This is a genomic window from Frateuria aurantia DSM 6220 (assembly GCF_000242255.2).
In the GTDB taxonomy this organism is placed as follows: domain Bacteria; phylum Pseudomonadota; class Gammaproteobacteria; order Xanthomonadales; family Rhodanobacteraceae; genus Frateuria; species Frateuria aurantia.
This window is the reverse complement of sequence record NC_017033.1, coordinates 3,504,711-3,528,889: the sequence shown is the minus strand read 5'-3', so window position 1 is coordinate 3,528,889 and position 24,179 is coordinate 3,504,711. Positions and strand designations below refer to the sequence as shown.

General features: G+C 64.0%; 19 protein-coding genes. 10 read left to right on the top strand and 9 right to left on the bottom strand.

Annotation, left to right across the window (positions count from 1 at the left end):
• Window positions 1-21: 21 nt before the first annotated feature.
• Window positions 22-1,005, bottom strand: a complete 984-nt coding sequence (locus FRAAU_RS15970; RefSeq protein WP_014404559.1) for a hypothetical protein — start codon at window positions 1,003-1,005, stop codon at window positions 22-24.
• Between the two features lie 395 nt (window positions 1,006-1,400).
• Between FRAAU_RS15970 and FRAAU_RS15965 the strand changes: the two genes are divergently transcribed.
• Window positions 1,401-2,432 (top strand): AI-2E family transporter, encoded by a 1,032-nt coding sequence (locus tag FRAAU_RS15965; protein WP_014404558.1) that lies wholly within the window; start codon window positions 1,401-1,403, stop codon window positions 2,430-2,432.
• Between the two features lie 32 nt (window positions 2,433-2,464).
• Here FRAAU_RS15965 and FRAAU_RS15960 read toward each other — a convergent pair whose 3' ends face one another.
• A complete protein-coding gene (locus FRAAU_RS15960; protein WP_014404557.1) occupies window positions 2,465-4,444 on the bottom strand; it encodes a UvrD-helicase domain-containing protein in 1,980 nt (659 codons plus the stop codon).
• 126 nt (window positions 4,445-4,570) lie between these two features.
• On the opposite strand from FRAAU_RS15960, the gene FRAAU_RS15955 reads away from it, so the two are divergent.
• Entirely contained in the window at window positions 4,571-5,227 is a 657-nt protein-coding gene (locus FRAAU_RS15955; RefSeq protein WP_014404556.1) for a thymidine kinase, read from the top strand.
• Window positions 5,227-5,994, top strand: a complete 768-nt coding sequence (locus FRAAU_RS15950; protein WP_014404555.1) for a hypothetical protein — start codon at window positions 5,227-5,229, stop codon at window positions 5,992-5,994. Before FRAAU_RS15955 ends, FRAAU_RS15950 begins: the two co-directional genes overlap by 1 nt.
• 22 nt (window positions 5,995-6,016) lie before the next feature.
• On the opposite strand, the gene mutM is transcribed toward FRAAU_RS15950, so the two are convergent.
• The gene (gene mutM, locus FRAAU_RS15945) at window positions 6,017-6,844 is read right to left on the bottom strand and encodes a bifunctional DNA-formamidopyrimidine glycosylase/DNA-(apurinic or apyrimidinic site) lyase (protein ID WP_014404554.1); all 828 of its coding nucleotides are present in this window, start codon (window positions 6,842-6,844) and stop codon (window positions 6,017-6,019) included.
• 186 nt (window positions 6,845-7,030) lie between these two features.
• On the opposite strand from mutM, the gene FRAAU_RS15940 reads away from it, so the two are divergent.
• Window positions 7,031-8,227 (top strand): DesA family fatty acid desaturase, encoded by a 1,197-nt coding sequence (locus FRAAU_RS15940; protein ID WP_014404553.1) that lies wholly within the window; start codon window positions 7,031-7,033, stop codon window positions 8,225-8,227.
• Between the two features lie 282 nt (window positions 8,228-8,509).
• Window positions 8,510-9,289 (top strand): acetoin reductase, encoded by a 780-nt coding sequence (locus tag FRAAU_RS15935; RefSeq protein ID WP_014404552.1) that lies wholly within the window; start codon window positions 8,510-8,512, stop codon window positions 9,287-9,289.
• Window positions 9,290-9,343: 54 nt separating this feature from the next.
• On the opposite strand, the gene FRAAU_RS15930 is transcribed toward FRAAU_RS15935, so the two are convergent.
• The 3 genes from FRAAU_RS15930 to FRAAU_RS15920 all read right to left on the bottom strand — a co-directional run bounded on the left by FRAAU_RS15930 (window position 9,344) and on the right by FRAAU_RS15920 (window position 11,408).
• Window positions 9,344-9,946: a hypothetical protein gene (locus FRAAU_RS15930; RefSeq protein ID WP_014404551.1), complete on the bottom strand. Its 603-nt coding sequence runs from the start codon at window positions 9,944-9,946 to the stop codon at window positions 9,344-9,346.
• Between the two features lie 142 nt (window positions 9,947-10,088).
• Window positions 10,089-10,922, bottom strand: coding sequence for an NADPH-dependent 7-cyano-7-deazaguanine reductase QueF (queF, locus tag FRAAU_RS15925; RefSeq protein WP_014404550.1), 834 nt, complete (start codon window positions 10,920-10,922; stop codon window positions 10,089-10,091).
• 78 nt (window positions 10,923-11,000) lie between these two features.
• Entirely contained in the window at window positions 11,001-11,408 is a 408-nt protein-coding gene (locus tag FRAAU_RS15920) for an acyl-CoA thioesterase (protein WP_014404549.1), read from the bottom strand.
• 122 nt (window positions 11,409-11,530) lie between these two features.
• Here FRAAU_RS15920 and FRAAU_RS15915 point away from each other — a divergent pair, with 122 nt between their 5' ends.
• Window positions 11,531-13,897 (top strand): S9 family peptidase, encoded by a 2,367-nt coding sequence (locus FRAAU_RS15915; protein ID WP_014404548.1) that lies wholly within the window; start codon window positions 11,531-11,533, stop codon window positions 13,895-13,897.
• A 49-nt stretch (window positions 13,898-13,946) separates the two neighbouring features.
• Here the strand turns inward: FRAAU_RS15915 and FRAAU_RS15910 are convergent, their stop codons facing one another.
• On the bottom strand, window positions 13,947-15,449 hold the full coding sequence (locus FRAAU_RS15910; protein WP_014404547.1) for an alpha/beta hydrolase domain-containing protein: 1,503 nt from the start codon (window positions 15,447-15,449) through the stop codon (window positions 13,947-13,949).
• A gap of 162 nt (window positions 15,450-15,611) precedes the next feature.
• A complete protein-coding gene (locus FRAAU_RS15905; protein WP_014404546.1) occupies window positions 15,612-17,846 on the bottom strand; it encodes a S9 family peptidase in 2,235 nt (744 codons plus the stop codon).
• A gap of 430 nt (window positions 17,847-18,276) precedes the next feature.
• Between FRAAU_RS15905 and rbsK the strand changes: the two genes are divergently transcribed.
• The 4 genes from rbsK (at window position 18,277) to ahpF (ending at window position 22,386) form a co-directional block, all read left to right on the top strand.
• Window positions 18,277-19,170, top strand: a complete 894-nt coding sequence (gene rbsK / locus FRAAU_RS15900; protein ID WP_014404545.1) for a ribokinase — start codon at window positions 18,277-18,279, stop codon at window positions 19,168-19,170.
• Window positions 19,167-19,565, top strand: a complete 399-nt coding sequence (gene rbsD / locus FRAAU_RS15895) for a D-ribose pyranase (RefSeq protein ID WP_014404544.1) — start codon at window positions 19,167-19,169, stop codon at window positions 19,563-19,565. The genes rbsK and rbsD overlap by 4 nt, the downstream gene beginning before the upstream one ends.
• A gap of 533 nt (window positions 19,566-20,098) precedes the next feature.
• Window positions 20,099-20,662, top strand: coding sequence for an alkyl hydroperoxide reductase subunit C (ahpC, locus tag FRAAU_RS15890; protein ID WP_014404543.1), 564 nt, complete (start codon window positions 20,099-20,101; stop codon window positions 20,660-20,662).
• 128 nt (window positions 20,663-20,790) lie between these two features.
• Window positions 20,791-22,386, top strand: coding sequence for an alkyl hydroperoxide reductase subunit F (ahpF, locus tag FRAAU_RS15885; protein ID WP_014404542.1), 1,596 nt, complete (start codon window positions 20,791-20,793; stop codon window positions 22,384-22,386).
• A gap of 121 nt (window positions 22,387-22,507) precedes the next feature.
• Here the strand turns inward: ahpF and FRAAU_RS15880 are convergent, their stop codons facing one another.
• Complete coding sequence (locus tag FRAAU_RS15880) at window positions 22,508-23,854, bottom strand: carbohydrate porin (RefSeq protein ID WP_014404541.1); 1,347 nt, start codon at window positions 23,852-23,854, stop codon at window positions 22,508-22,510.
• Between the last annotated feature and the right edge of the window lie 325 nt (window positions 23,855-24,179).

Genomic DNA, 24,179 nt, shown 5'->3' with positions numbered 1-24,179 from the left:
CTGCATGCGCCTATTGTAGCGTCAGCGATGGCTGGAGGCGGAGGAGGCCGGTGTCGCGGCCGAGGCCGCCACGGCGGCGGCACCGGTCGTTCCGGTCGGTGCCGGGCCGATGCTGTCGGCATCGGCCGGCGAGGCCTGCAGTCGCTGGTGGGCTTCATGCACGGTGTCGATCAGATTCAGTACGAACCAGCGCTGCTCGATCCGCACGGCGGTAGTGGTGATCGACATCGGATGACCCAGCAAAACATAGTCGATCTTCAGCTGGGCATGATCGGCGTCGACGGGGCTGGCGCTGACATGCACCGAGTCCAGACTGGCATCGATATCCAGCCCGTACAGGGCCAGCAGCTGCTTCAGGCCCTTGAAAAAGGCTGCATAGCGGATCATGGCCTGATCGAAGTCCAGGCTGCCAAGGACCTGCACGTCCTTGATGCCAAGTCCCTGGACGGTGGCCACCGCGATGGCGATGCCCTGCCTGGCCTTGGCCGGATCGAACCAGGGGGCCTTGGCCGCCCAGGGACCGACGGCACCCACGATATCGTGCAGCGGGGCCTTTTCCGAGGTGGTCAGGCTTGCACTCTGGTCGATGGCCGTGCCTGCCACCATTTGCATCACGCTCATCAGCATCGGCAGCTGATCGGCATACTGCCGCTGGTAGCCGGCCAGCTTCGGCAGCCATTCGGCCTGCAGCGTGCTCTGGGCATGGGGGGCGTCGAACTGCGCCAGCCAGGCATTCATGCGTTCGCGATCAGCCGGCTTCAGGGTTGACGGCATCTGCCGGCTCAGGGCCCAGTCCGACTGCATGGTCTTGAAGTCGTCGGCCGGCAGCCCTTGGCGCCAATAGCCGATGAAATCATCGTGTTTGAGCCGGTCGACCAGCAGCTGGGCCGCCTCGGTGGGGCTGGCCCCGCCAGGCGGCGCCGATTCGCCGGGAGCGGCGTGGTGGCAGGCTGCCAGCATCAGCACGGCAGCCAGCAGCCAGGCGCGAAGAAATCCTTTGCTCATAACAAACTCTCATTGAGTGAGTGGCGGCCGCCGAGGTCGGATCGCCGCTGCAAGCAGGCAGCGTAAGACGGGATCCGGCCAATCCACAAGGCCTGTGCGGCCGGATGGCCGTGCCGCAAAAGAAAATCCCCGCGGGCTCCAGGCCGCACGGGGCAATTCCGGCAGGGCCGGAGGGGAAATGGCTGCAATCCCTCGTTCTGGACGCCTCATGCAGCGCGGCCATGATAATCGCTGGCCATACTTGAGGCAACACTTTAGAAGTTAGTGGTTAACACTATGATTTAAAAGAGTGAGTCTGGAGGATGATCTGAGTCTCCAAGGGCTGTTCAACCATTGTCATGACGGGACTGCTAGTCTGCGGTCATGCCTATATCTTCTGACATGACGATGCCCCGATGAGCGGATTCTCTGCTGCGCCGCCCTCCCCTGCCACCGCGGTACGCGTTGCCAGTTACCTGCTGGCGGCCGGGACCTTGCTGCTGATCATGCAGTTCAAGCTGCTGCCCTGTCTGCTGGCCGGTCTGCTGGTCTATACACTGGTGACGGCGCTGGCGCCCCGGCTGGGCCACCGGATTTCGGGCGACCGCGCCCGTGCGGTGGTGGTGGCGATTCTGGGCGTGGTGGTGGTGGGCCTGATCGTGCTGCTGATCATGGGCGGCATCAGCTTCTACCATCATGAGATCGGCAATCCCCAGACCCTGCTGCAGGATCAGGTCATGCCGCTGGTGGACCGGGCCCGTCAGCAATTGCCGGGAGTGCTGGTCAATCATCTGCCCGACAGTGTCGACGATTTGCGCCAGATGGCCTCCAGCCTGTCGCGCAAGCATGCTACGGCCTTGCAGCTGGCCGGCCGCGAAGCGGCCCGCAGTCTGGTTCATGTCTTTATGGGACTGCTGCTGGGCGCGATTGTCGCGCTCAGCCAGTCCGGTACCAGCACACCGCGCCGGCCACTGGCGGCGGCGCTGGCCGAGCGTTGCCACCAGCTGACCCAGGCCTTTCGCCAGATTGTCTTTGCCCAGATCAAGATTTCCCTGGTCAATACGGCCTTGACCGCGGTGTTTCTACTGATCGCGCTGCCGCTGGCCGGCGTCAGTATTCCTTTGGCCAAGACTTTGGTCGCCCTGACCTTTATCGCCGGCCTGCTGCCGGTGGTCGGCAACCTGATCTCGAACGTGATGATCGTGGTCGCGGCACTGTCGGTTTCCTCATGGGTGGGGCTGGTGGCGCTGATCTATCTGGTGGCTGTGCACAAGCTGGAGTATTTCCTCAATGCCCGCATCGTCGGAAGCCGCATCAATGCCCGGGCCTGGGAGCTGTTGCTGGCAATGTTGGCGATGGAAGCGATCTACGGCCTGCCCGGCGTGATCGCCGCGCCGATCTTCTATGCCTATCTGAAGCGGGAGCTGGAGCAGACCGGGCTGATCTGAAGAGCCGGCTGCGTCAGCCCTTGCCGGTCGATTCATTGACCCAGCAGGGCGGCGATCTTGGCCAGATGCGATTGCGCGGTGTCCTTGCGGATTTCCGCATCGGCCTCCGGGTCCTTGCCGTCCCAGTGCAGGTCTTCCGGAGGCAGCTCATCCAGAAACCGGCTGGCCCGGTGCTGGATCACTTCGCCGTAGCGGCTGCTGCGGGCCGACCATGACAGGGTCAGCATTTCCTTGGCACGGGTGATGCCGACATACATCAGCCGGCGCTCTTCGTCGGTGCGGCCTTCGTCGATGGCCCCTTCATGGGGAAGGGTGCCGTCTTCGCAGCCGACAATGAAGACGAAGCGGAACTCCAGGCCCTTGGCGGCATGCAAGGTCATCATTCTTACTGCATTGCCCGGCTCGTCACGGTCCGCATGACTGAGCAGCGCCAGCTGGCCCGCCAGATCGCCGGCGCTCTGGCGACCGCGCTGCATGGCTCTGAACCAGTCGGCCAGTTCCTTGAGATTGCCGATCTTGCGATCACGGGTGACTACATCCGGGGTATTGGCGGCCAGGTGCTCGGCGTACTGGGTGCGGCTCAGCACCGTTTCCACCAGTTCGGCGGCGCTCTGGTGCAGGGAGGCGCTGCGCAACTCGTCCAGCATCGCGGCGAAGCCGGCCAAAGCCGCGGCCGGACGAGGTGACAGCTGCCGCAGCACGGTGTCACTGCGGCTCGCGTCCAGCAGCGAGCTGTGCTGGGCCTGGGCCAGCTGACCCAGCTTTTCCAGTGTGGTGGCACCGATTTCCCGGCGCGGTACGTTGACCACCCGGATAAAGGCCGCATCGTCACTGGGGTTGGTCAACAGCCGCAGATAGCAGAGCAGGTCCTTGACCTCGACCCGGTCCAGAAAGCTCAGTGCGCCGGTGAGATGGTAAGGCACCCTGGCCAGACGCAAGGCCTTTTCCAGCGGGCGGGCCTGGAAGTTGCCGCGGTAGAGGATGACGATGTCACTCCATGCCGCCTTGTGCTTTTCGGCCAGGGTGGTGAGGATGCCGGCCAGCCGTTCGGCCTCGTGCTCGGAGTCCTTGCATTCCAGCACCCGGATCGGCGGGCCCTCGGCCAGGTCGCTCCACAATTTCTTCTCGTGCAGATGCGGGTTGTTGGCGATCAGCCGGTTGGCGGCGCGCAGCACCCGGCGGCTGCAGCGGTAATTCTGCTCCAGCTTGATCACCCGCAACTGCGGCCAGTCGCGACCCAGCTGGTCGATGTTTTCCGGGTTGGCGCCGCGCCAGGCATAGATCGACTGGTCATCGTCACCCACGCAGGTGAAATGGCCGCGTTCGCCGGCCAGCATTTTCAGCAGGCGGTACTGGGCGTCATTGGTGTCCTGATATTCGTCGACCAGCAGGTATTCCATTTTTTCCTGCCAACGGGCCCGGACTTCCTCGTTGCCCTCCAGCACGGCCAGTGGCAGGCGGATCAGGTCGTCGAAATCGACGGCGTTGTAGGCTTCCAGCCGGTTCTGGTACAGCTGATAGATGGTGGCCGCATCCATTTCCTGCGGCGTGCGGGCCGAGCGCAGGGCCTGGTCGGGGTTGAGGCCGCCGTTCTTGTAACGGCTCAGCAGGTTGCGCAGGCCGAACAGCACGTCGTTCTTGGCACCTTTCGGCGCCAGTTCCTTGACGATGCCTGCACTGTCATCGGCATCCAGCACGGAAAAGCCGCGGCGCAGGCCGGCCGCCTCATGCTCCATCTGCAGAAACTTCAGGCCCATGGCATGAAAGGTGCTGACCGTCAGTTGCTTGGCCGCTTCTTCGCTGATCAGCTTGCCGATACGCTCGCGCATCTCGCGCGCGGCCTTGTTGGTAAAGGTGATCGCGGCAATCCGTGCCGGCCGGACATGGCGCCGCCCGATCAGCCAGGCGATCTTCTGGGTGATCACGCTGGTCTTGCCCGAGCCCGCACCTGCCAACACCAGCAGCGGGCCTTCACAGTATTCGACGGCAGCTAATTGTTGCGGATTGAGCATGAGTCTATGGCGGCACGGACAGATGTCCGATGGTAGCAGAGGCGCGTCTCCCGGCCCGGGCGATGGCCGCCGTGACTTGGCATGGCGTCGTCAGCCGCTACCATGCGGGTTCCAGCAGGAGGCATGATGGCCAAGCTCTATTTCTATTACTCCGCGATGAACGCCGGCAAGACCACGACCTTGCTGCAAAGCGCCTACAACTACCGCGAGCGGGGTATGCGGGTGTTGATCTTGACCCCGTCCATCGACGACCGTTTCGGCAGCGGCGTGGTCGGCTCGCGAATCGGTCTGCAGGCCCCGGCACTGTGCTTCGGTCCGGAGCAGGATCTGCTGGCTCTGGTGCGGGCCGACATCGCCGCACAGGGCGAGCTGCATTGTGTCTTCGTCGACGAGGCCCAATTCATGAGCAAGGCCCAGGTCTGGCAGATGAGCGACGTGGTCGATCAACTTGATATTCCGGTGCTGGCCTTCGGCCTGCGCACCGATTTCCGGGGCGAGCTGTTCGAAGGCAGTCGCCATCTGCTGGCCTGGGCGGACAAGCTCGAGGAAATCAAGACGATCTGCCATACCGGCCGCAAGGCCACCATGGTGGTGCGTGTCGATGTCCACGGTCGGGCCATCACCGAAGGGCCGCAGGTGGAAATCGGCGGCAATGAACGTTATGTCTCGGTGAGCCGGGCCGAGTTCAAGCGCATCACCGATGGCCGTGGTCGCATCGAGTTGCAGCAACCGGTATTACCGCTGGGCGATGGGCCTGGCGCTTCGAAATCAAGGACAAGCTGATGAGTACACCGATTTATCTGCCCGCCTGGCAGCGACCGCACTGGCAGCGCAGCGACGAGGAGATCGTGTTGCAGTATTTCGTGTACGGGGAGTTCGGCAGCGGCCGTGCGCCGTCGCAGGACTACGGCAGCCCGGGTCTGCCCAAGGAGGTCAGCCTGAGCTCGCACCGACAGTCCGATCTGGCCAGTTGGGACGGCAATCCCCTGCACGGTGCGCTGGGCAAGCTGCTGGAACGCGATGATCCCCAGGCTTGCGCGCTGGCCAAGGCTGCACCTCAGGTGCTGGTACTGCACGGTCGCTTCCCGGATCAGCCGGATACCGGCTATCTGCGCGATACCTTCGGCGTGCTGGCCGCCCTGCTGGATGTCGGCGGCATGGCGATCATCGATCCGCAACTGCTGTCGGTATTCAGCGCCGAGAGCTGGCGTCGTCGCTATCTGGTCAAGGACGGTGCGCCGATCCGCAACCATTTGCTGATTCTCCGCGACGACGAGCAGCGGCCAGGGCGTCACTGGATCCATACTCGAGGCATGCGGGCCTTCGGTCGTCCTGACCTGAGCCTTCGCCAGGTACCTGACGCCGCTCTGGACCGGGCCGGCCTGCTGGTCGAGCGACTGGCCCAGCTGCAGGCATTGGGTGCCCGGTTGGAGGATGGGCAGCAGGTGGAGGTGGATGGCATCGCCGAGGGCCTGACCGCCCGCCTGGGTGGCTCGTTCGATGATCCGCGGTTCAACAACCGCTATGTGGAGTTCAGCTGGCCGGATTGAATCGGCGGCTACCGGATCCGGCTCAGCGCTGGCAGCGCGGACACCAGCAGGTGGCGCGCTGGCCCAGCATCGCGGTCTGGATGGTGCTGCCGCACTGCAGGCAGGCCTCGCCGGCACGTCCGTAGACCATCAGCTCGCGGAAAAAATAGCCGGGCATGCCGTCGGGGCTGATGAAATCCCGCAAAGTGGTACCGCCGCGCTCGATGGCCCAGGCCAGGATCCGGCGGATCTCGGTCGCCAGCCGCTGATAGCGTGCCCGGGAGATCTTCGCGGCCGCGCGGCGCGGATCGATGCCGGCAGCAAACAAGGCCTCGTTGGCGTAGATGTTGCCGACGCCGACCACCACCGCATTGTCCATCAGCATCAGCTTGACGGCACTCTGGCGTTTTTGCGCGACCCGCCACAGCACATCGCCGTCGAAGGCTTCGGACAAGGGCTCGGGGTCCATTTTTGCCAGCAGTTCATGCACCTCGCCGGGGGCTTGCCACAGCAGGCAGCCGAAGCGGCGGGGGTCGGTAAAGCGCAGCACCTGCGGAATCTCGCCCGGCCGGGTTTCCAGTACCAGATCGACATGGTCGTGCCTGGCCACCGGCGTGTCGGCCGGCAGCACCCGCAGGACGCCTGACATGCCCAGATGAAGCAGGGCACTGCCGACGGAGGTATGCAGCAACAGGTATTTGCCGCGACGTTCGATCGACTCGATACGTTGGCCGGGCAGCTCTGAGACCACTGCCCAGGGAATCGGCCAACGCAGATCCGGGCGGCGCAGAACGACATCGGTCACGACGCGCCCTTCAACATGCGGCATGATGCCGCGACGCGTGGTTTCAACTTCGGGAAGTTCGGGCATGGGCGGGTCCGGCCGGGGCGGCAAAAAGCAGTATTTTGCGGGATTGCCCGGCCGCAGACACCTGTCCGCAGGCATCGGACAAGCCATTGCTACCTTGTAACTGACCGCGGTTCAGCTGCCGTGCTGGCAGGTATGGACCATTGCGCCGTAAAATCCAGAGGTCCATCTATCGGTAAATCGTCATACATGTTGCAGGCACTGCTCAATTTCCTGGCCCATGGCCTGACCGGCGCGAGCTGGGTCGGCGTGTTGATTTACGCGTTGGTGGTGACCCAGCTGACCATTTTCTCGGTCACCATGTATCTGCATCGCAGCCAGACCCATCGCGGCGTCGATTTTCATCCGGCCATCAATCACGCCTTCCGTTTCTGGCTGTGGCTGTCCACCGGCATGATCACCAAGGAATGGGTGGGGGTGCACCGCAAGCATCATGCCCGTGTGGATACCGCAGAAGATCCGCACAGCCCGCAGTACGCCGGTATCAAGAAGGTGTTCTGGGATGGTGTCAGCCTGTACCGGAACTCGGCAGCCCGCAAGGACGACATGGAAAAATACGGTCGCGGCACGCCTGACGACTGGGTGGAGAAGCATGTCTACACCGGTCATGCGATGCTGGGCATCGTGCTGATGGCCATCATCAACATCAGTCTGTTCGGCGTGCTTGGCGTGGCCGTGTGGGCGGCGCAGATGGCCTGGATCCCGTTCTGGGCCGCCGGCTTCGTCAATGGCCTGGGCCACTGGTGGGGTTATCGCAACTTCGAGAGCGACGACAAGTCCACCAACCTGTTCCCCTGGGCCTTCTGGATCGGTGGCGAAGAGCTGCACAACAATCACCATGCTTTCCCCAGCTCTGCGCGCTTTTCCATGCGCAAGTGGGAATTCGATATCGGCTGGTTCGCGATCCGCACTCTGGAAACCCTGAAGCTGGCCAAGGTTCTGCGCGTCGCTCCGACCTTGGATATCCGCCCCAATGTGAACCTGCCGGACGCGGAAACCTTGAAGGCGGTGCTGACCCATCGCGTGCAGGCCATGACCGAGTATTACCGTACGGTGATCGTGCCGACCCTGCGCGAAGAAGCCGGCCATGCCGGTGACAGTCTGAAGGCTGTACCCGGTCGTCTGCGTCGCGCCCTGGCCAATGGCGGCCACTGGCTGGACGGTGCCGGTACCGAACGGATGCAGTCGGTGCTGGCCAAGCGTCCGACCTTGCAGACGGTGTGCGAATATCGCCAGCGTCTGGCCCAGTTGCTGGAACTGCGTGGCGCAGAACAGCTGAAGGGTCTGCAGCAATGGGTTCACGAAGCCGAACAGAGCGGCATTCAGGCCCTGCATGATTTCGCGGTTCGTCTGAAAAGCTACAAGGTCAAAGTGGTCGGTGCCTGATATGGACCGTTTCTTGAGCTGATATGAAGGCCCGTGCATTGTACGGGCCTTTTTTGTGTGCGGCGGGTTTGCAGGGCCGGTGGTGCAGCGTGTCAGGGGCGGCAGTTGCTCCGGGTTTGCAGTCATCCGCAAGGCGGGCCAGGAGCCGTGCCTGTCGGAACAGGCCACCTTGCCGGTCGGCGGTCCGCGAGGGGCCGTACCCGGGCTGCGGGTGGCGGGATGCCGACGAAGGCCGGAACATTCAAGACGGACAATCCATCCTTTTCTGCTAAGGAGTCTGGTATGGCACTCGAAAACAAAGTGGCCCTGGTGACGGGAGCCGGGCAAGGTATCGGTCGCGGCATCGCCTTGCGTCTTGCACGTGACGGCTTCAAGCTGGCGCTGGTGGATCTCAAGCCGGAACCGCTGCAACAGGTCGCCGCCGAGATCATGGCCGCCGGCGGTCAGGTGACGAGCCTGGAGGCCGACATCAGCGACAGGGACCAGGTTTATGCGGCGATCGACCATGCCGAGGCGCAGCTGGGCGGTTTCGACGTGATGGTGAACAACGCCGGCATTGCCCAGGTCCAGCCGATTGCCGAGGTGACCCCCGAGGAAATCGACAAGGTCATGAAGATCAATGTGCAGGGCACGCTCTGGGGCATTCAGGCGGCGGCCGCCAAGTTCATCCAGCGTGGCCACAAGGGCAAGATCGTCAACGCCTGCTCGATCGCCGGTCATGACGGTTTTGCCATGCTGGGGGCCTATTCGGCCAGCAAATTCGCGGTGCGGGCACTGACCCAGGCTGCGGCCAAGGAATATGCCTCCAGGGGCATCACCGTCAATGCCTATTGCCCCGGCATCGTCGGCACCGGGATGTGGGAAGAGATCGATGCCCGTTTTGCCGAGCTGACAGGCGCGCCGAAGGGCGAGACCTTCAGGAAGTATGTCGACGGCATTGCGCTGGGGCGGGCCGAGACCCCGGATGACGTGGCCAGTCTGGTTTCCTACCTGGCGGGTCCGGATTCGGACTACGTCACAGGCCAGTCGATTCTGATCGACGGGGGCATCGTCTATCGCTGAGCCACGCGCCGGCCGACCCTGGATGCCGCCTCAGGCGGCATCCAGGGTCGGTATTCAGCGGACCTGGAAATCCTGGCTGGCGACGTTCTTGCCGTCCAGCGAGATTTCGATCTTGTAGCGGCCCTGCGGCCAGGGATTGGGATTGCGCACCGTGAAGGTGGTGCTGCTGGGGGTCTCGGCCGAGATCAGCTGGCTGACGCTGGAGATTACCAGCGGCTTCTTGCCTTCCAGATACAGCCACTTCGCGTTGAGAGTGCCGCCCAGGCTCTTGCCATTGGTCGAGACGCTGGCGTAGAAGGCTTTTTCCGCCGGCTTGAAACTGCTGACTGCATGCGCGACCCGGTGGTCGGCGGTGACGGCGCTGCCGATGACCAGACTGAGCTGGCTGTTGGTGGCCGCCGGAGCGGGCGCGCTCGGCGCGGTGGCGGCAGGAGCAGGTGCCGCCTGTGCACTGGCGGCCTTGGCCGGGGCGCTGCTGGCGGCGGCGGGGGCACTGTGGGCTACGGCGGGTGCAGTGCCGGCATGGGCCGGCGCGGTCACGGTGCCGCTGCTGGCGGGACCGCCGGCATTGTGCGAGCCATTGCCGCAGCCGCTGAGGGCAAGCGCCACGGCAGTGGTCAGGGCCAGGAATGAGTAGGTGCGGGCGGTGGGCGTCATGGTCGTGAAGGTTCCGAATGGACTCGAGTTGGCGGATACCGTGCAATGGACGCCGTCATGGCGGCGCCGTACATCGCCGAATACGTTTGGGTTTATTGAAGCGCAGTGGATATGAAGCGAGGATTACTGAGCATGCGGAGCCCTACTGGCGTGCCGTGCGGATATCCGGAGCCGTTTCCGTGCCGCTGCTGCGGTAAGGGTTGATATCCAGCCCTCCGCGGCGGGTATAGCGGGCATAGACACTGAGGCTGCGGGGCCGGCATTGCTGCTGCAGGTCCAGCCAGATCCGTTCCACGCAGTGTTCGTGGAAGTCACTGTGCTCGCGGAAGGACACCAGATAGCGCACCACGCTGGCGTGATCGATGGGCGCTCCGTGGTAACGGATCTGCAGCGTGCCCCAGTCCGGCTGGCCGGTGACGGGGCAGTTGGAGCGCAGCAGGTCCGAGACCAGGGTTTCCTCGATGGCTGCGCCGGCCGATGCATCCTGCAGTTTGAGCAGCGATGCATCCGGCGGACCGTAGCTGTCGATGCTGACTTCGAGCTTGTCGATCAGCTGGCCTTCCAGGTCCTGCAGCCGGACCTGATCGCTGCGTGCGGGGCGCAGGCTGACTTTGACCGGAGCGCCGGCGGCCGCCCCCAGATCCCTGCCCAGAACGGCGGCAAGGGCGTCGGGGCTGTCGAAGACTTCCTGGGAAAATCCGTTCAGATAAAGCTTGAAGGACTTGGACTCGATGATGTTCGGTGAATCAGCCGGAACCCGGAACTCGGCCAGACCGACTTGCGGCAGGCCGCGCGCATTCAGCCAGGACAGTTCATAGGCGTTCCAGATATCGACGCCGTTGAACGGCAGCGGTCCTTCGCCGAGGCCGAACTGGCCGCGATTGGCCTGGCGCGGGATCGGGAACAGCAAGCCGGCATCGTAGTGGCTGGCGTAAACCGTGGCCTTGCCCAGAGGGGAATGATCAGGAGTAGTCATGGAGCTATGTTAGCCCAAGCCGCGCCGCTCGCAGCAGGGGGGAGGGCGCTCACCGGTCATCGGTGGAGCCCCGGACCCTCAGGCCGGCAGTGGCGGGACCTGCGAGGGCTGACCGTTTTCGTCGAGGGCGATCATCACGAAGCGACCGGTGGTGCACAGCTGGCGTTCGCCGGAGAGCGGATCCTCGGCGATGAGCTCGACATCGACCTGCATCGAACTGCGGCCGACCGTGACCAGCCGGGCCACCAGCTCGACCAGCTGTCCCTTGCGGACCGGGAGCCGGAAGTCGACCCGTTCCGAGCGGGCCGTCACCACCGTTCTGCGCGAATGACGGGAAGCGACAATGAAGGCCGCCTTGTCCATCCAGGCCAGAGCCTGACCACCGAACAGGGTGCCCAGATGGTTGGTATGGTCGGGAAACACGATTTCCTGCAGGCGGGCTTCGGGCAACATGAGAGGACGCGTCCATGGGGGGCAGTGCGACATTATAGCCGCCTCGCGTCGGGGTGGCTTGCCGGGCGATCAACCTATGGCACAGGCCGGGCCGGTGCATCTGCCCTATTCTCGAGGCGATATGCCGCCTGGGGTGGCTTTTTCGAGGAGCGGGGATGGTTCGCACGATCAACAAGTTCGGCTGGGGTCTGGCCCTGGCGTTTGGATGGCTGTTGCCGCCGCTGGCTTCGGCCCAGGTCACGGCCGGCCCCATGCCCAAGGTCACGGCGACCGATTACCAGCGAGCCCAGTCGATGCTGGCACCGGCATTGGCTCCGCTGGTCGATCACAACGTGAGGCAGGTCCATTGGCTGGACGCGAACCATTTCTGGTATGCCGATACCGCACGTTCCGTCACGCAGTACGTGCTGGTGGATGCCGACACTCGCCGGCGAAGCTCGCTGTTTGATCCTGCGGCCCTGGACGCGGCCCTGATCTCGGCTGGCGCGTCCCCGGTGGCGGCGACCGTACCGGTCATCAGCGGCTGGTGGCCACAGGCCGAAGGCGTAGCGCTGGTCCGGCGCGGGGATCGCTACTACACCTGCACCACGGCAACACCGCTGCACTGCGCCCCGGCATCCGATGCAGCCATCAGGCGTCATGCTGGCGGACTGGCGGGGCAGGAACCGGGGGTGCTGTCCCCGGATCGCAGGCAGGCGGCCTTTATCCGCAACTGGAACCTTTGGGTGCGGGACACGGCGACCGGCCAGGAAACGCAGCTGACCACGGACGGGGTCGAGAATTTCGGCTATGCCACCGACAATGCCGGCTGGAAGCATACCGATCACGCGATTCTGGTGTGGTCTCCGGATTCGCGTCGGATCGCCACCTTCCAGCAGGATCAGCGCCATACCGGCGACATGTACCTGGTGACGACCCAGATCGGCCATCCGAAACTGCTGAGCTGGAAGTATCCGCTGGTGGGCGACAAGCAGGTCACCATGATCCAGCGGGTGGTCATCGATGTGGCCGCGCGCAAGGTCATCCGCCTGGACATGCCACCGGACCAGCATCGCTCAAGCCTGTGCGATGACATCAGCTGCGGACCGGACGGCGGCTGGGATGATGTGAAATGGGCTCCTGACAGCCGCAGTCTGGGCTTCGTGTCCACCTCGCGCGACCATCGGCATGAATGGTTCCGGGTCGCTGATCCGCAGACCGGTGCGGTCCGTACGGTGTTCGACGAGCAGGTGGCGACCTGGTTCGAAAGCGGCAACGACATGGTCAACTGGCAGTATCTGCCGGCCTCCCATGAGGTGATCTGGTTCAGCGAGCGCGATGGCTGGGGCCAGCTGTATCTGTACGATCTCGACACCGGCAAGCTCAAGTCGCGGATTACCCGCGGGCAGGGCAATGTCACTCAGGTTCTGGCCGTCGATCCGGTCAGTCGGCAGATCTGGTTTCGCGGCGTGGGTCGGGAAAAGGGCTGGAACCCCTACTATCAGGCCTTCTACCGTATCGGCTTTGATGGTCGTGGCGAGACCTTGCTGACCCCCGAAGCGGCGGACCACAGCATCGACATGTCGCCGGCCGGCCATGATTTCGTGGATATCCGTTCCACCCGGACAGTGCCGCCTACGGCCGTGTTGCGGGATGGCGCGGGGCGGGTGCGGATGACGCTGGCCACGGCTGACATCCATCGATTGCTGGCCGCCGGCTGGGTGCCGCCCGTGCCCTTCACGGTCAAGGGGCGCGATGGCAGGACCGATCTGTACGGGATGATGTTCAAGCCCTCGCATTTCGATCCCTCCCGACACTATCCGCTGATCGACTACGTCTATCCCGGCCCGCAGACCGGCTCGGTGCGAGGCCGCAGCTTTCTGCCGGCGGCGGGAGACAATCAGGCACTGGCCGAACTGGGTTTTGTCGTGATCGCGGTTGACGGAATGGGTACGCCGTGGCGATCCAAGGACTTCCATACGGCTTATTTCCAGCATATCGAGGACGACACCCTGCCTGACCAGGTAGCTGCCATCAGGCAGCTGGGGCAGCGTTACAGCTGGATCGACACCAACCGGGTCGGAATATGGGGGCACTCCGGCGGCGGCAACACCACTGCGGCAGCGATGTTCCATTACCCGCAAGTGTTCAAGGTCGGTATCGCGGAAAGCGGCAATCACGAGAACCGTGAATACGAGGATGACTGGGCCGAGAAATGGCAGGGGCTGGAGCATGTCGATGCTTCCGGTCACAGCAATTACGATGCCCAGGCCAATGAATCCTTCGTGGCCGGTCTCAAGGGCCATCTGATGCTGGCCTACGGTACTCTGGACGACAATGTTCCGCCCAACAACACCTTGCTGGTGGTCGACGCGCTGATCAAGGCCAACAAGGATTTTGATCTGGTGGTGATACCCAATGCCCACCATGGCTACGGGGCTGCCGCGCCCTACATGATGCGGCGACGCTGGGATTACTTTGTGCGCTATCTGCTGGGTGCCGAACCACCCAGGGAGTATCCGCTGCCGGTCAGCCGGCACTGAGCGGGCCGACCGTGGCGGCCCGAGCTGCCGCCACGGTGTTCCCCGGGCATCACGGGATATCTGCCGCCCTCGCCTGACGGACGATCTCGGCCGCATCGTCATCGGTAAGCCAGCCTTGCTGCTGCAACTGCACGGTCCGGCGGCTGACCTGCTCGAGGTACTGGTCGTGGCTGCCATAGCGGCGTTTCAGCTCGCTGTGCGAATAATCATGTTCGATCGCAAGGAAGAAGCAGGGAATGCCTCGCGTGAAACCGCCGCTGCTGGTCAGCAGCGGCAGGCCGGCACCGATGAAATAGTCGGCGGTCGGCACGTCCATCGCCGGTGAGCGCAATCCGCCCACAGGTTGGCCGGGCCACAGCCAGCCGCCCAGCAGGAAACGTTGACTGGGCGGCGGTGGCTGCCCCTCCTGGATCCAGGCCTCCATCCGGGCCAGCAGATTGTCGTAGACATACTCGGCGGGAAAGCGGCTGAGTGGCCAGGCCAGATGGCAGCCCTCGATGGCCGCTTCGACATCATAGCCACCAGCGGCGTAAAGGTCGGCGGCATCGGCGGCATGATTGGTGAGGATCCGGTCCAGATGCCCGCTGCCGGCCACATCGTAATAGCGATATGGTGCGCCGATGTCGCGGTCATGCACGGATTCGCCGGGCAAGCCCAGCGGAAGCAGCACGGTTTCCGAAGTGGTCTGTACCTGCATCAACGGAATGCCGTTGGAGACCGGGGTCAGGATCCTGCTGGCGAAATCGGTCAGGGCCTCGCAATTGTTGAGCGCGTAACCGCCGAGACCGGCGATCGAAATATAGCCATCGTAGGCCGGGCCCTCGAGATTCGGGGCGATGGCATTGGTATAGGTCGCCACAATCATGGCGCCCTGGGAATAGCCGGTGGCGATCAGGGCCTTGACCGGAAGACCGTGCAGGGGATTCAGCGGGTTGCCGGTCTGGCGCAGCAGCTGGCTGGTCTGGGTCATCACGTCGAAGATCACGCCCGCTTCAGGTGCCGTGGAGTGGCAGCCAGGGTCAGGGTTGGTGCCGAAACCGAGTTGGGCATAGCGCGAAGGATTGGCGAACTGCAGGGCGCGGATCCCGGCGGGCGTGGCGGTAAGACCGACCCAGATATCACCGGCCCGGGTCAATTGTCGCCACATGTAGGGCCATGCTGCCATGGCGTCGAAGTCCAGTGCGGAGTTGATGATCTCGACCAGGACGTTGCCGCTGAAGCGTCCGGGATCCACCGGCCGGCGGACCAGCATCCGGTCGACGTATTCGGTGCTGCCCAGCCGTTCAATGTGGCTGCTGTCGCTACCGGCGGCGAAGCCATAGATACGCGCCACTCCCGAAAACGCATACTCGTCCTCCCGGTAGCCAACAGCCGCGGGATCATCCGGCACCTGCTGGAAGGGCATGCTGCCGAAGGCATGGCCGAAGGCCGGCATCGGCTCCAGCCGAAGGATCGGGCCGACCGGATCGGCTGTTCCGGCCTGAGCGGGCAGGCCGGTGGACAGCCAGAGGCCGAACAGCAACGGAGCGGAGATCCAGCGGATGCTTGCCATGGGTAGGTACCCCGGTGGGCCGGATAGCTGGGCGGTGTCAGCGCGTTCTAGCGCTTGCGCGGCATGGTCAGAGTGAAAAAAAGATCCATGCCGGATCAAAGCCGATCATCCGGCCGGACGGCTGCCGGCAACCGGTAGCCGTCCGGTCTGCCCGAGCGCCCTTCAAGGCGAGGCCTGCGGGAGCCTGCGCCCGGCGATCTGCTCGCGGAAAAAGGTGTCGATCAGGTGATACACATGGCGCCGCTGGGCCGGTGTGCTGTTCAGACCGTGTTTGCCGCCAGGGTAGGTCATCAGCTGGAACGGCCGGCCCAGATCCTGCAGCGCGGACATCAGTTCGGTGCTGTTGAGAAACAGCACGTTGTCATCGGCCATGCCGTGGACCAGCATCAGCTTGCCGGTCATGCCATCGAGCCAGGCCATCGGCGAGCTGCGGATATAGCCGCCCGGATTGTCCTGCGGCTTGCCGAGATAGCGCTCGGTGTAGAAGGTGTCGTACAGCTTCCAGTTGGTGACCGGCGCCACGGCCACACCGCCCGCGATCTGGTCGCCCGCCTTGGCCAGCAGCATCAGGCTGAGATAGCCGCCATAGCTCCAGCCGAAGACGCCGATACGCTCGGGATCGACCCAGGGCAGGGTTTTCAGCCAGTTCAGGCCGGTCAATTGGTCTTCCACCTCGGCATCGCCCAGCTGCTGGTAGATCGGCTGTTCGAAGGCATGCCCGCGCCGCGAGGTGCCCCGGTTGTCGAGGGTGAATACCACGAATCCCTGATTGGCCATGTACTGGTTGAAATAATCACCCCAGGCATTGGTGACCGACTGTGCATGCGGGCCGCCATAGAAGCTGTCGAAGACCGGATAGCGTCGCTGCGGGTCGAAACCGGCCGGCTTGTAAAGGCGGTAGTACAGGGTCTGGCCGTCCTTGGCGGTCAAGGTACCGAACTCGGGTTCGACCAGACTGTCCCGGTAGCGCCAGAACGGGTGGCCCGGCTGCAGCGGGTTGGCTTCCAGCCAGTTCAGCAGATGACCATCCGGGCGGCGCAGGCTGACCTGGGGGGGCGTCAGCGGATTGGACCAGGTGTCGACATAGAAGTCGGCCTGGCGACTGAACACGGCCTGGTGGGTACCCTCGCCCAGGCTGATCCGCTGCGGCCGGCCGGCGGCGCTGCCGTCCAGCGGCAGGCTGTAGATCTGACGGTCCGGGACGGCATCGCGGTTGCTGCTGAAATACACCTTGCCATGGGCTTCATTCACGGCCAGCAGTTCGTCGATGGCCCAGGGGCCGGCACTGATGGCATGCAGCAGGCGACCCTGCGGACCATAGAGATACAGCTGGTGAAAGCCGCTGCGTTCGCTGCCCCAGACAAATCGGCCGTCGGCCAGAAAATGCAGATCATCGTTGAGATTGATCCAGTCATCGCTGGTCTCGGTCAGCAGGGTCCGCTGAAGCAGGGTATGGACATCGACGGCCTGCAGATCCAGTCGTTGCTGGTCGCGGCTCATGCGCTGATAGCTGAGCTGCTGCCCATCGGGGCGCCAGCGCACCCCGGTCAGGTAGATATCGGCCTGGGAGCCCAGATCAATCCAGCGGACCGGCCCGGCACTCGGTGCCACCAGGCCCAGCCGGACGGTGACATTGGGGCCACCCGCAAAGGGATAGCGCTGGCTGGCCAGCTCATTGTGACCGGCATGGATTTCAAGACGCTGCGTCAGCGGGACATCGGCTTCATCGTAGCGTTCAAAGGCGATCAGGCTGCCGTCCGGCGACCACCAGTAGCCACGGCTGCGGCCCATTTCCTCCTGGGCGATGAATTCGGCTTCGCCATTGTGCACGCTGCCGCCGCCGTCGCGGGTCAGTGCCTGTCGTTCGCCACTGACAAGGTCCAGGGTCCACAGGTTCCGGTCCTGCACATAGGCCACGTAGCGGCCATGTGGCGACAGCTGCGGATCCAGGACTTCGCCCTCGCCGGTATCCAGCAGACGGGCCTGGCGCTGGCCAAGGGTGTACAGATAAAGCCGGCCATCGAGCGGAAACAGCAGGGCCTTGCCGTCCGGCGACCACTGGTAGTCGACGATGCCACGCAGGTCGGCCGTGCGGCTGCGTTCGCGCCGGCTCCGTTCGTCGGCGGACAGCTGCGCGTCGCCCTGCTGCAGCTGGTCGGCGGCCACCAGCACCGAGGACTTGCCGGTATTCGGGGCGTAGGCCCACAGGTCCATTCGTCCGGGCTGTTGCGGTTCGCCGCGCAGGAAGGTCACCCATCGGCCATCGGGGGAAATCTTCAGTCGCCGCGGCGCGGGGCCGGCAAGGCTGCCGCCGTCAAAGATGTGATCGATATCGAGAGAGTCGGCCATGACCGGCAGTGTAATGGCGATAAAGATCCAGTGTAGCCAGTAACGCATGACGATCCTTCGTATGGGACGCGCATTTGACTGCTATTCCCTTGCAGATGCTAGTCCTGACGGTGAATTTCTGCAGGCTTCGGCTGCTGGCGGTGCCTTGGGCGGTGGCCGCCGCTTCGTGGATTTCAGTTCCCCTTCTTCCGCGGCCGGTACCGGGTGTCAGGTCGCCTTGGCGTGTTGTCTGCACGCGATGCGATGGCACGCCATCCACCGGATGGGCGTCCATCCGCCGTGTGAGCCACCCGTCCTTGTATCTCCGGACAGTCTCCGGGAGGCGCCTTGGTGATGCTTTGCACCGCGGCGGGGGAGGATATTCAGCACGAAATTTGACTTGGATCGATCTATTCGGCGGATGTCTGCCTGCAAGGTGCACAGCCAGACGATCTGGGACTAAGCTTGGCCGCTGATGAAGTGAGGGTGAGGAAGCAGCGTGGTTCAGATTGCGGTGGTTGGCAGTATCAATATGGACCTGGTGACCGTGGCGTCCCGGTTTGCGGATCCCGGCGAAACCTTGATCGGCGAGCGGTTTCTGACCGTGGCCGGTGGCAAGGGTGCAAACCAGGCCGTTGCGGCGGCACGGCTGGGTGCCAGAGTCAGCATGATCGGTGCCGTAGGGGCTGATCTGTTTGGCGATCAGCTCTGGCAGGGCCTGCAGTCCGAAGGCATTGATCTGAGCCACGTGCAGCGGCTGGCGGATACCGCCACCGGCACCGCATCGATCAGCGTGGCCGAGGGTGAAAACCGGATCGTGATCGTGGCCGGTGCCAATGCCCGGGTCGCCCCTGAGCATGTCCTGGCCGCTGAAGCCACCCTGGCCACGGCCGATGCGATTCTGGTGCAGATGGAGATTCCGCTGGCCACGGTCGAAGCCACCCTGCGGCTGGGCCGCAAACTGGGGGTGCCGGTGATCCTCAATCCGGCGCCGGCTCAGGCCCTGCCACGCGAATGGCTGGAACTGGCCAGTCATATCACTCCCAACCAGCATGAGCTGGCGATTCTGATCGACGCCCCGGCCGAGCGGGATTTCCGTACCGTGCTGGAGCAACAGTCTCTGCCGCTGGTGATGACCCGTGGCGGCGAGGGCGTGTGGTTCCGCAACGGCGATCAGATCAGGCATCAGCCGGCCTTCCAGGTCGAGGTCGTCGATACCACCGGTGCCGGTGACACCTTCAATGCCGCCCTGGCCGTCTTCCTGGGCGAGGGTATCGAAACCGCTGTCTGCAAGGCCGCCGCCGCTGCCGCCTTGTCGATCACCAGGCTGGGTGCCCAGTCCGGCATGCCGTCACTGGCGGCGGTCGAAGCGTTGCTGGAGCAGCAGGCATGAGGCCCTCGGGTCTGCTGCATGCCCAGCTCAGCGGCCTGATCGCCGGGCTCGGGCATACCGATACCTTGGTGATCGCCGATGCCGGCCTGCCGGTGGCACCGGAGGTGCTCTGCATCGATCTGGCCCTGGTCAGGGGGGTGCCGGATTTCGTTACCGTGCTGGATGCGGTGCTGGTCGAGCTGGTGACCGAGCGCTTGACCGTGGCGCGGGAGACCGAACGGCTCAATCCGGCCATCTGGGCGCATCTGCTCGCCGCCAGCGGCACGCAGATCACGCGAAGCCTGTGCAGTCACGAGGAACTCAAGCATGCCAGTCGTCAGGCACGTGCCGTGATACGCACGGGTGAATGCAGCCCCTATGCCAACGTCATTCTGCATGCTGGCGTCAATTTCTGAGCACGACGGTTGTCCGCCTGACGGCGGGCGGTGATGTCGAGGCCGTCAGGGGCGAACCTCGCCCAACCGCTGGCGGCGGCCATGAATCGCGGCGAAAACCCCGCCGGCCAGGACCACCACGGCCAGCAACAGCAGGCCCGGGGTGATGGTCGCCGGCCTTGTCGCGCAGCAGGCCACGGCCCAGGGGGCGACGAACCCGGCCAGACTCTGCCCAGTGCATTGATGGTGGTGATGGTGGCATCGTTCGGCCCAAGGTCACAGGCCGCTTCCAGAATGATGGCGGGCAGGCCTGCGTCAGGATGGCCGGGTGCTTGTGGCATCCGCTAGGGTCTGGGCGCAGGCTTGCGGTATCGTGGCCGGGCAGAAGTCGCGCATGGCCTGTCGCGGCATCGCTGCGATGACATAGGGTCTGACTGCTGTGTTTGATAGGTGATATCAATTGATATCATGCAATCAATCAATTTGTTCAAGGTGGTAGCTTCGCCTACCATCGATCTCGTTCTCACCTCTCCCCAACGGATAAGGAAACAGCCATGTCCCTGATCAATACCCAACTGAAGCCGTTCAAGGCGACCGCCTTCGTCGATGGCAACTTCGTCGACATCTCGGATGCCGATCTGAAGGGCAAGTGGTCGGTCTTCGTGTTCTATCCGGCTGACTTCACCTTCGTCTGCCCGACCGAGCTGGAAGACCTGGCCGATCATTACGAAGAGTTCAAGAAGCTGGGTGTGGAAGTCTACGGCGTGTCCACCGACACCCATTTCGCCCACAAGGCCTGGCACGACACCTCGCCGGCCATCGGCAAGGTCAAGTATCCGCTGGTCGGCGATCCGACCCACGTGCTGTCGAACAACTTCGAAGTGCTGATCGCCGAAGAAGGCATCGCTCTGCGCGGCACCTTCCTGGTCAATCCGGAAGGCGAGATCAAGCTGTACGAGATCCACGACAACGGCATCGGCCGCGACGCGTCGGAACTGCTGCGCAAGGTCAAGGCGGCCCAGTATGTCGCCAGCCACCCGGGTGAAGTCTGCCCTGCCAAGTGGAAGGAAGGCGAGAAGACCCTCGCACCTTCGCTGGACCTGGTCGGCAAGATCTGAAGCCCGACCCGCATCCGGCGCCGTTCCGGCGCCGGATGCACCTCACTGATCACGCTTTCGCGGTGCCGGCCTGCCCGTCCGCAGGGCGCGTTCGGCCAAAATTCAGCGTCAAGCCCCTGGAGCACATCATGTTGGACAGCACTCTCAAAACCCAGTTGAAGACCTACCTGGAAAAGGTCACGCAGCCGATCGAGATCGTCGCGTCCCTTGATGCAGCTGCTAAGTCGGTCGAGCTGCGCGAGCTCCTTGGCGAGATCGCCGGTCTGAGCGAAAAGATCACGTTGCGCGAGGAAATCGAAGCCGGTGCGCCGGTGCCTTCCTTCGCGATCAACAATCCCGGCCAGGTCAGCGGTGTCCGCTTCGCCGGGATCCCGCTGGGCCATGAATTCACCTCACTGGTGCTGGCACTGCTGCAGGTCGGTGGCCATCCGTCCAGGCTTGGCATGGATGTCATCGAGCAGATCAGGGAACTGCCCGGCCCGCTCAGTTTCGAGACTTATTTTTCGCTGAGCTGCCAGAACTGCCCGGATGTGGTGCAGGCCCTGAATCTGATGTCGGTGCTCAATCCGGCCATCAGCCATACCGCCATTGACGGCGCACTGTTCCCGGAGCAGGTCGAGGCGCGCCAGATCATGTCGGTACCCACGGTTTATCTGAACGGCCAGGTCTTCGGACAGGGCCGGATGGGGGTCGAGGAGATCGTCAGCAAGCTGGACAGTGGCGCGGACAAGCGCGATGCCGCCCGGCTGGCGGCCAAGGATCGCTTTGACATGCTGATGGTCGGCGGTGGCCCGGCCGGTGCTTCCGCCGCCATCTACGCGGCCCGCAAGGGCATCCGTACCGGTGTGGTCGCCGAGCGTTTCGGTGGCCAGGTACTGGATACCATGGCGATCGAGAATTTCATTTCGGTGCAGGAAACCGAAGGCCCCAAGCTCGGCAGCGCGCTGGAAGAGCACGTCAAGAGCTATGAGGTGGACATCATGAACCTGCAGCGGGCCGTTTCGCTCAGCCGCCAGGGCGGCGAGATCGAAGTCGGTCTGGCCAACGGCGCCAGCCTGAAGGCCCGTTCGGTGGTGATTTCCACGGGTGCCCGCTGGCGGCAGATGAATGTGCCGGGCGAAGATCAGTACCGCAACAAGGGCGTGGCCTATTGCCCGCATTGCGATGGCCCGCTGTTCAGGGGCAAGCGAGTGGCGGTGATTGGTGGTGGCAATTCGGGCGTCGAAGCGGCCATTGATCTTGCGGGCATCGTCGCCGAGGTGACTCTGATCGAGTTCGGTGACCAGCTGCGTGCCGATGCGGTATTGCAGAAGAAACTGCAGAGCCTGCCCAACGTCAAGGTCCTGATGTCGGCCCAGACCACCGAGGTCATCGGTGATGGCAGCCGGGTCACCGGTCTGGCCTGGAAGGATCGCGGCACTGGCGAACTTCACTCGCTGGCGCTGGAAGGCATCTTCGTGCAGATCGGGCTGGTGCCGAATACCGAGTGGCTGCAGGGCGTGATCGAGCTCAGCCCGCGCGGCGAGATCATCGTTGATGATCGGGGCCAGACCTCGATGCCGGGGGTCTTTGCCGCCGGCGATGCCACCACGGTGCCTTTCAAGCAGATCGTGATTGCCATGGGTGAGGGTGCCAAGGCTTCGCTGGCTGCCTTCGACTATCTGATCCGCAGCTCGGTGGCATCTTCGCAAGACACGGGCCCGGTGTCGGCGCAGGCGGCCTGAGGCAGCAGCTCCGGGGCCTGCCGGGACCGTGCATCCGGGAGCTTTGTCTGGAGACTCGGCAAGGGGCCGGCAGAGGAGCAGGTCCCCTCGGCGACAAGCCGTGAGTCCTTGTTTCCGCGGCCTAGAAGTTGATGATGGTCTTGAGACCGGCCAGCCAGACGTTGCGGTAGGCATGGCTGCCGCCGGGATCATCCAGATACTGCAGGTCCGGACGTATCACGATGGCCGGTACGGGGACCCACTGATAATAGATCTCCACCGTTTTTTCATAGCCCGAGCCGTAGCTCAGTGGCTGACCGGGATGGTTGCGGTTGTAGAGACGGGCATACCGTGCGTAGTAGGTGCTGCTGTGGGTGGCGCCGATGCCAAGGCCGATGCAGTCGTTGTGGCGCCGGCCGATGCCGTTGTAAAGCAGGCCCAGCAGATATTGACCATCGAGCTGGGCGGTGTGGCGGTCGGACCGGCCCAGATTCAGGAAAATCGATGCGCCCTGACCTTCGACATGGCCGCTGATCGGCTGCTTGAATGACAGATAGCCGCCGTAATTGCCATGGCGGTGCAAGGCCGGTCCCCCCTCGATCGCCAGAGGGAGGTGATCCCGGTTCAGGAACAGATCCGGACCACCGGCATTGCTGTAATACACGCCGAACTTGTATTCGCCCCGGCGTCCGCCGAGGCGAGGCGTCCAGCCGAATTCCAGCGGCAGCAGAGCGCCCTGGGTGCCGCCCGGATTGTTCAGCCGCCAGGCATGGCGGCGCTGCCAGTGTTCATCGGCATATGCGGGGTTGACCTGGTAGCCGGCGACTTCCAGATAGGTGTCGGTGCCGGTACGCCACTTGATGCGGGCCGCCCACTGGCTGATCGGCCAGTCCAGCCACAGCATGTAGATCATGTTGCCGATGGTCGAGCTGCAGAAAGTCAGGTTCATGAAGGTGCACTCGTTGAAACCGAAATCGGCGTTGACCGGCATCCGCCCGATGCGCAGGCTCAGACGGCCATGCCAGAAGGCTTGTTCCAGCCAGAACTGGGTCAGCCACCAGGTCTGGCCGCGGCCGTAGATCTCCTGCGGAAGCGAGCCATAGCCGAGGTGGGCAGCCTGGACCAGGTCACGTCCGTAGCGTTCGGTGACGGTGATCTGGAACTGCGCCCCCGGCCAGGCCACCAGTCGTTCGAGGTCTAGACTGGCACCCAGCCCGAGCTGGCCGCTGTTGCTGCCGGTATGCCGGTCGCCACCCGTGAAGTTGTAGGCCGGCTCATTGACCAGGTTGAACTGGAATTGCACACCTTTGTCCGCCAGGCGATGGCGGGCGCCGTTCCAGTCGCCGGCAAGATACAGGCGGCCTCCGTCGGCATCCGACAGCAGGCCGGTCTGGGGTGAGTTGATCTGGGTGGCGAGGGCGCCTGCCGGCAGGGTGCCGGCCAGGATCAGAGCGAGGACGAAGCGACGACAACGGGCAGCGCTGGGCATGGGCATTCCGCTCCGGTGATGGCGGCAAGGGCCCGTGGCCGGGTGACCGGCTTCCGTCGCCGGCGTCGTCGCCAGAGAGCGAGGCTGGCGGGCAGGCAGGGTGGATGGGGTCAGCCCGTTCCGGGCATGGGTCTGGCCGGGTCGGGATGGCAGTGGCATGCCCATCGCAATGCCTTGCCTGTGGATGCCCCGGTGATGCTGCGGGTACTGCCCTGCAGCCTTGTCGAACATCGACCTCAAGCGGTCGCGCCCAGCAAGCTGACGCTGCCAGAATGACTGTGACTGATCGGTGAGTCCCGGACGGTCCGCACGCCTGCCGGCACCG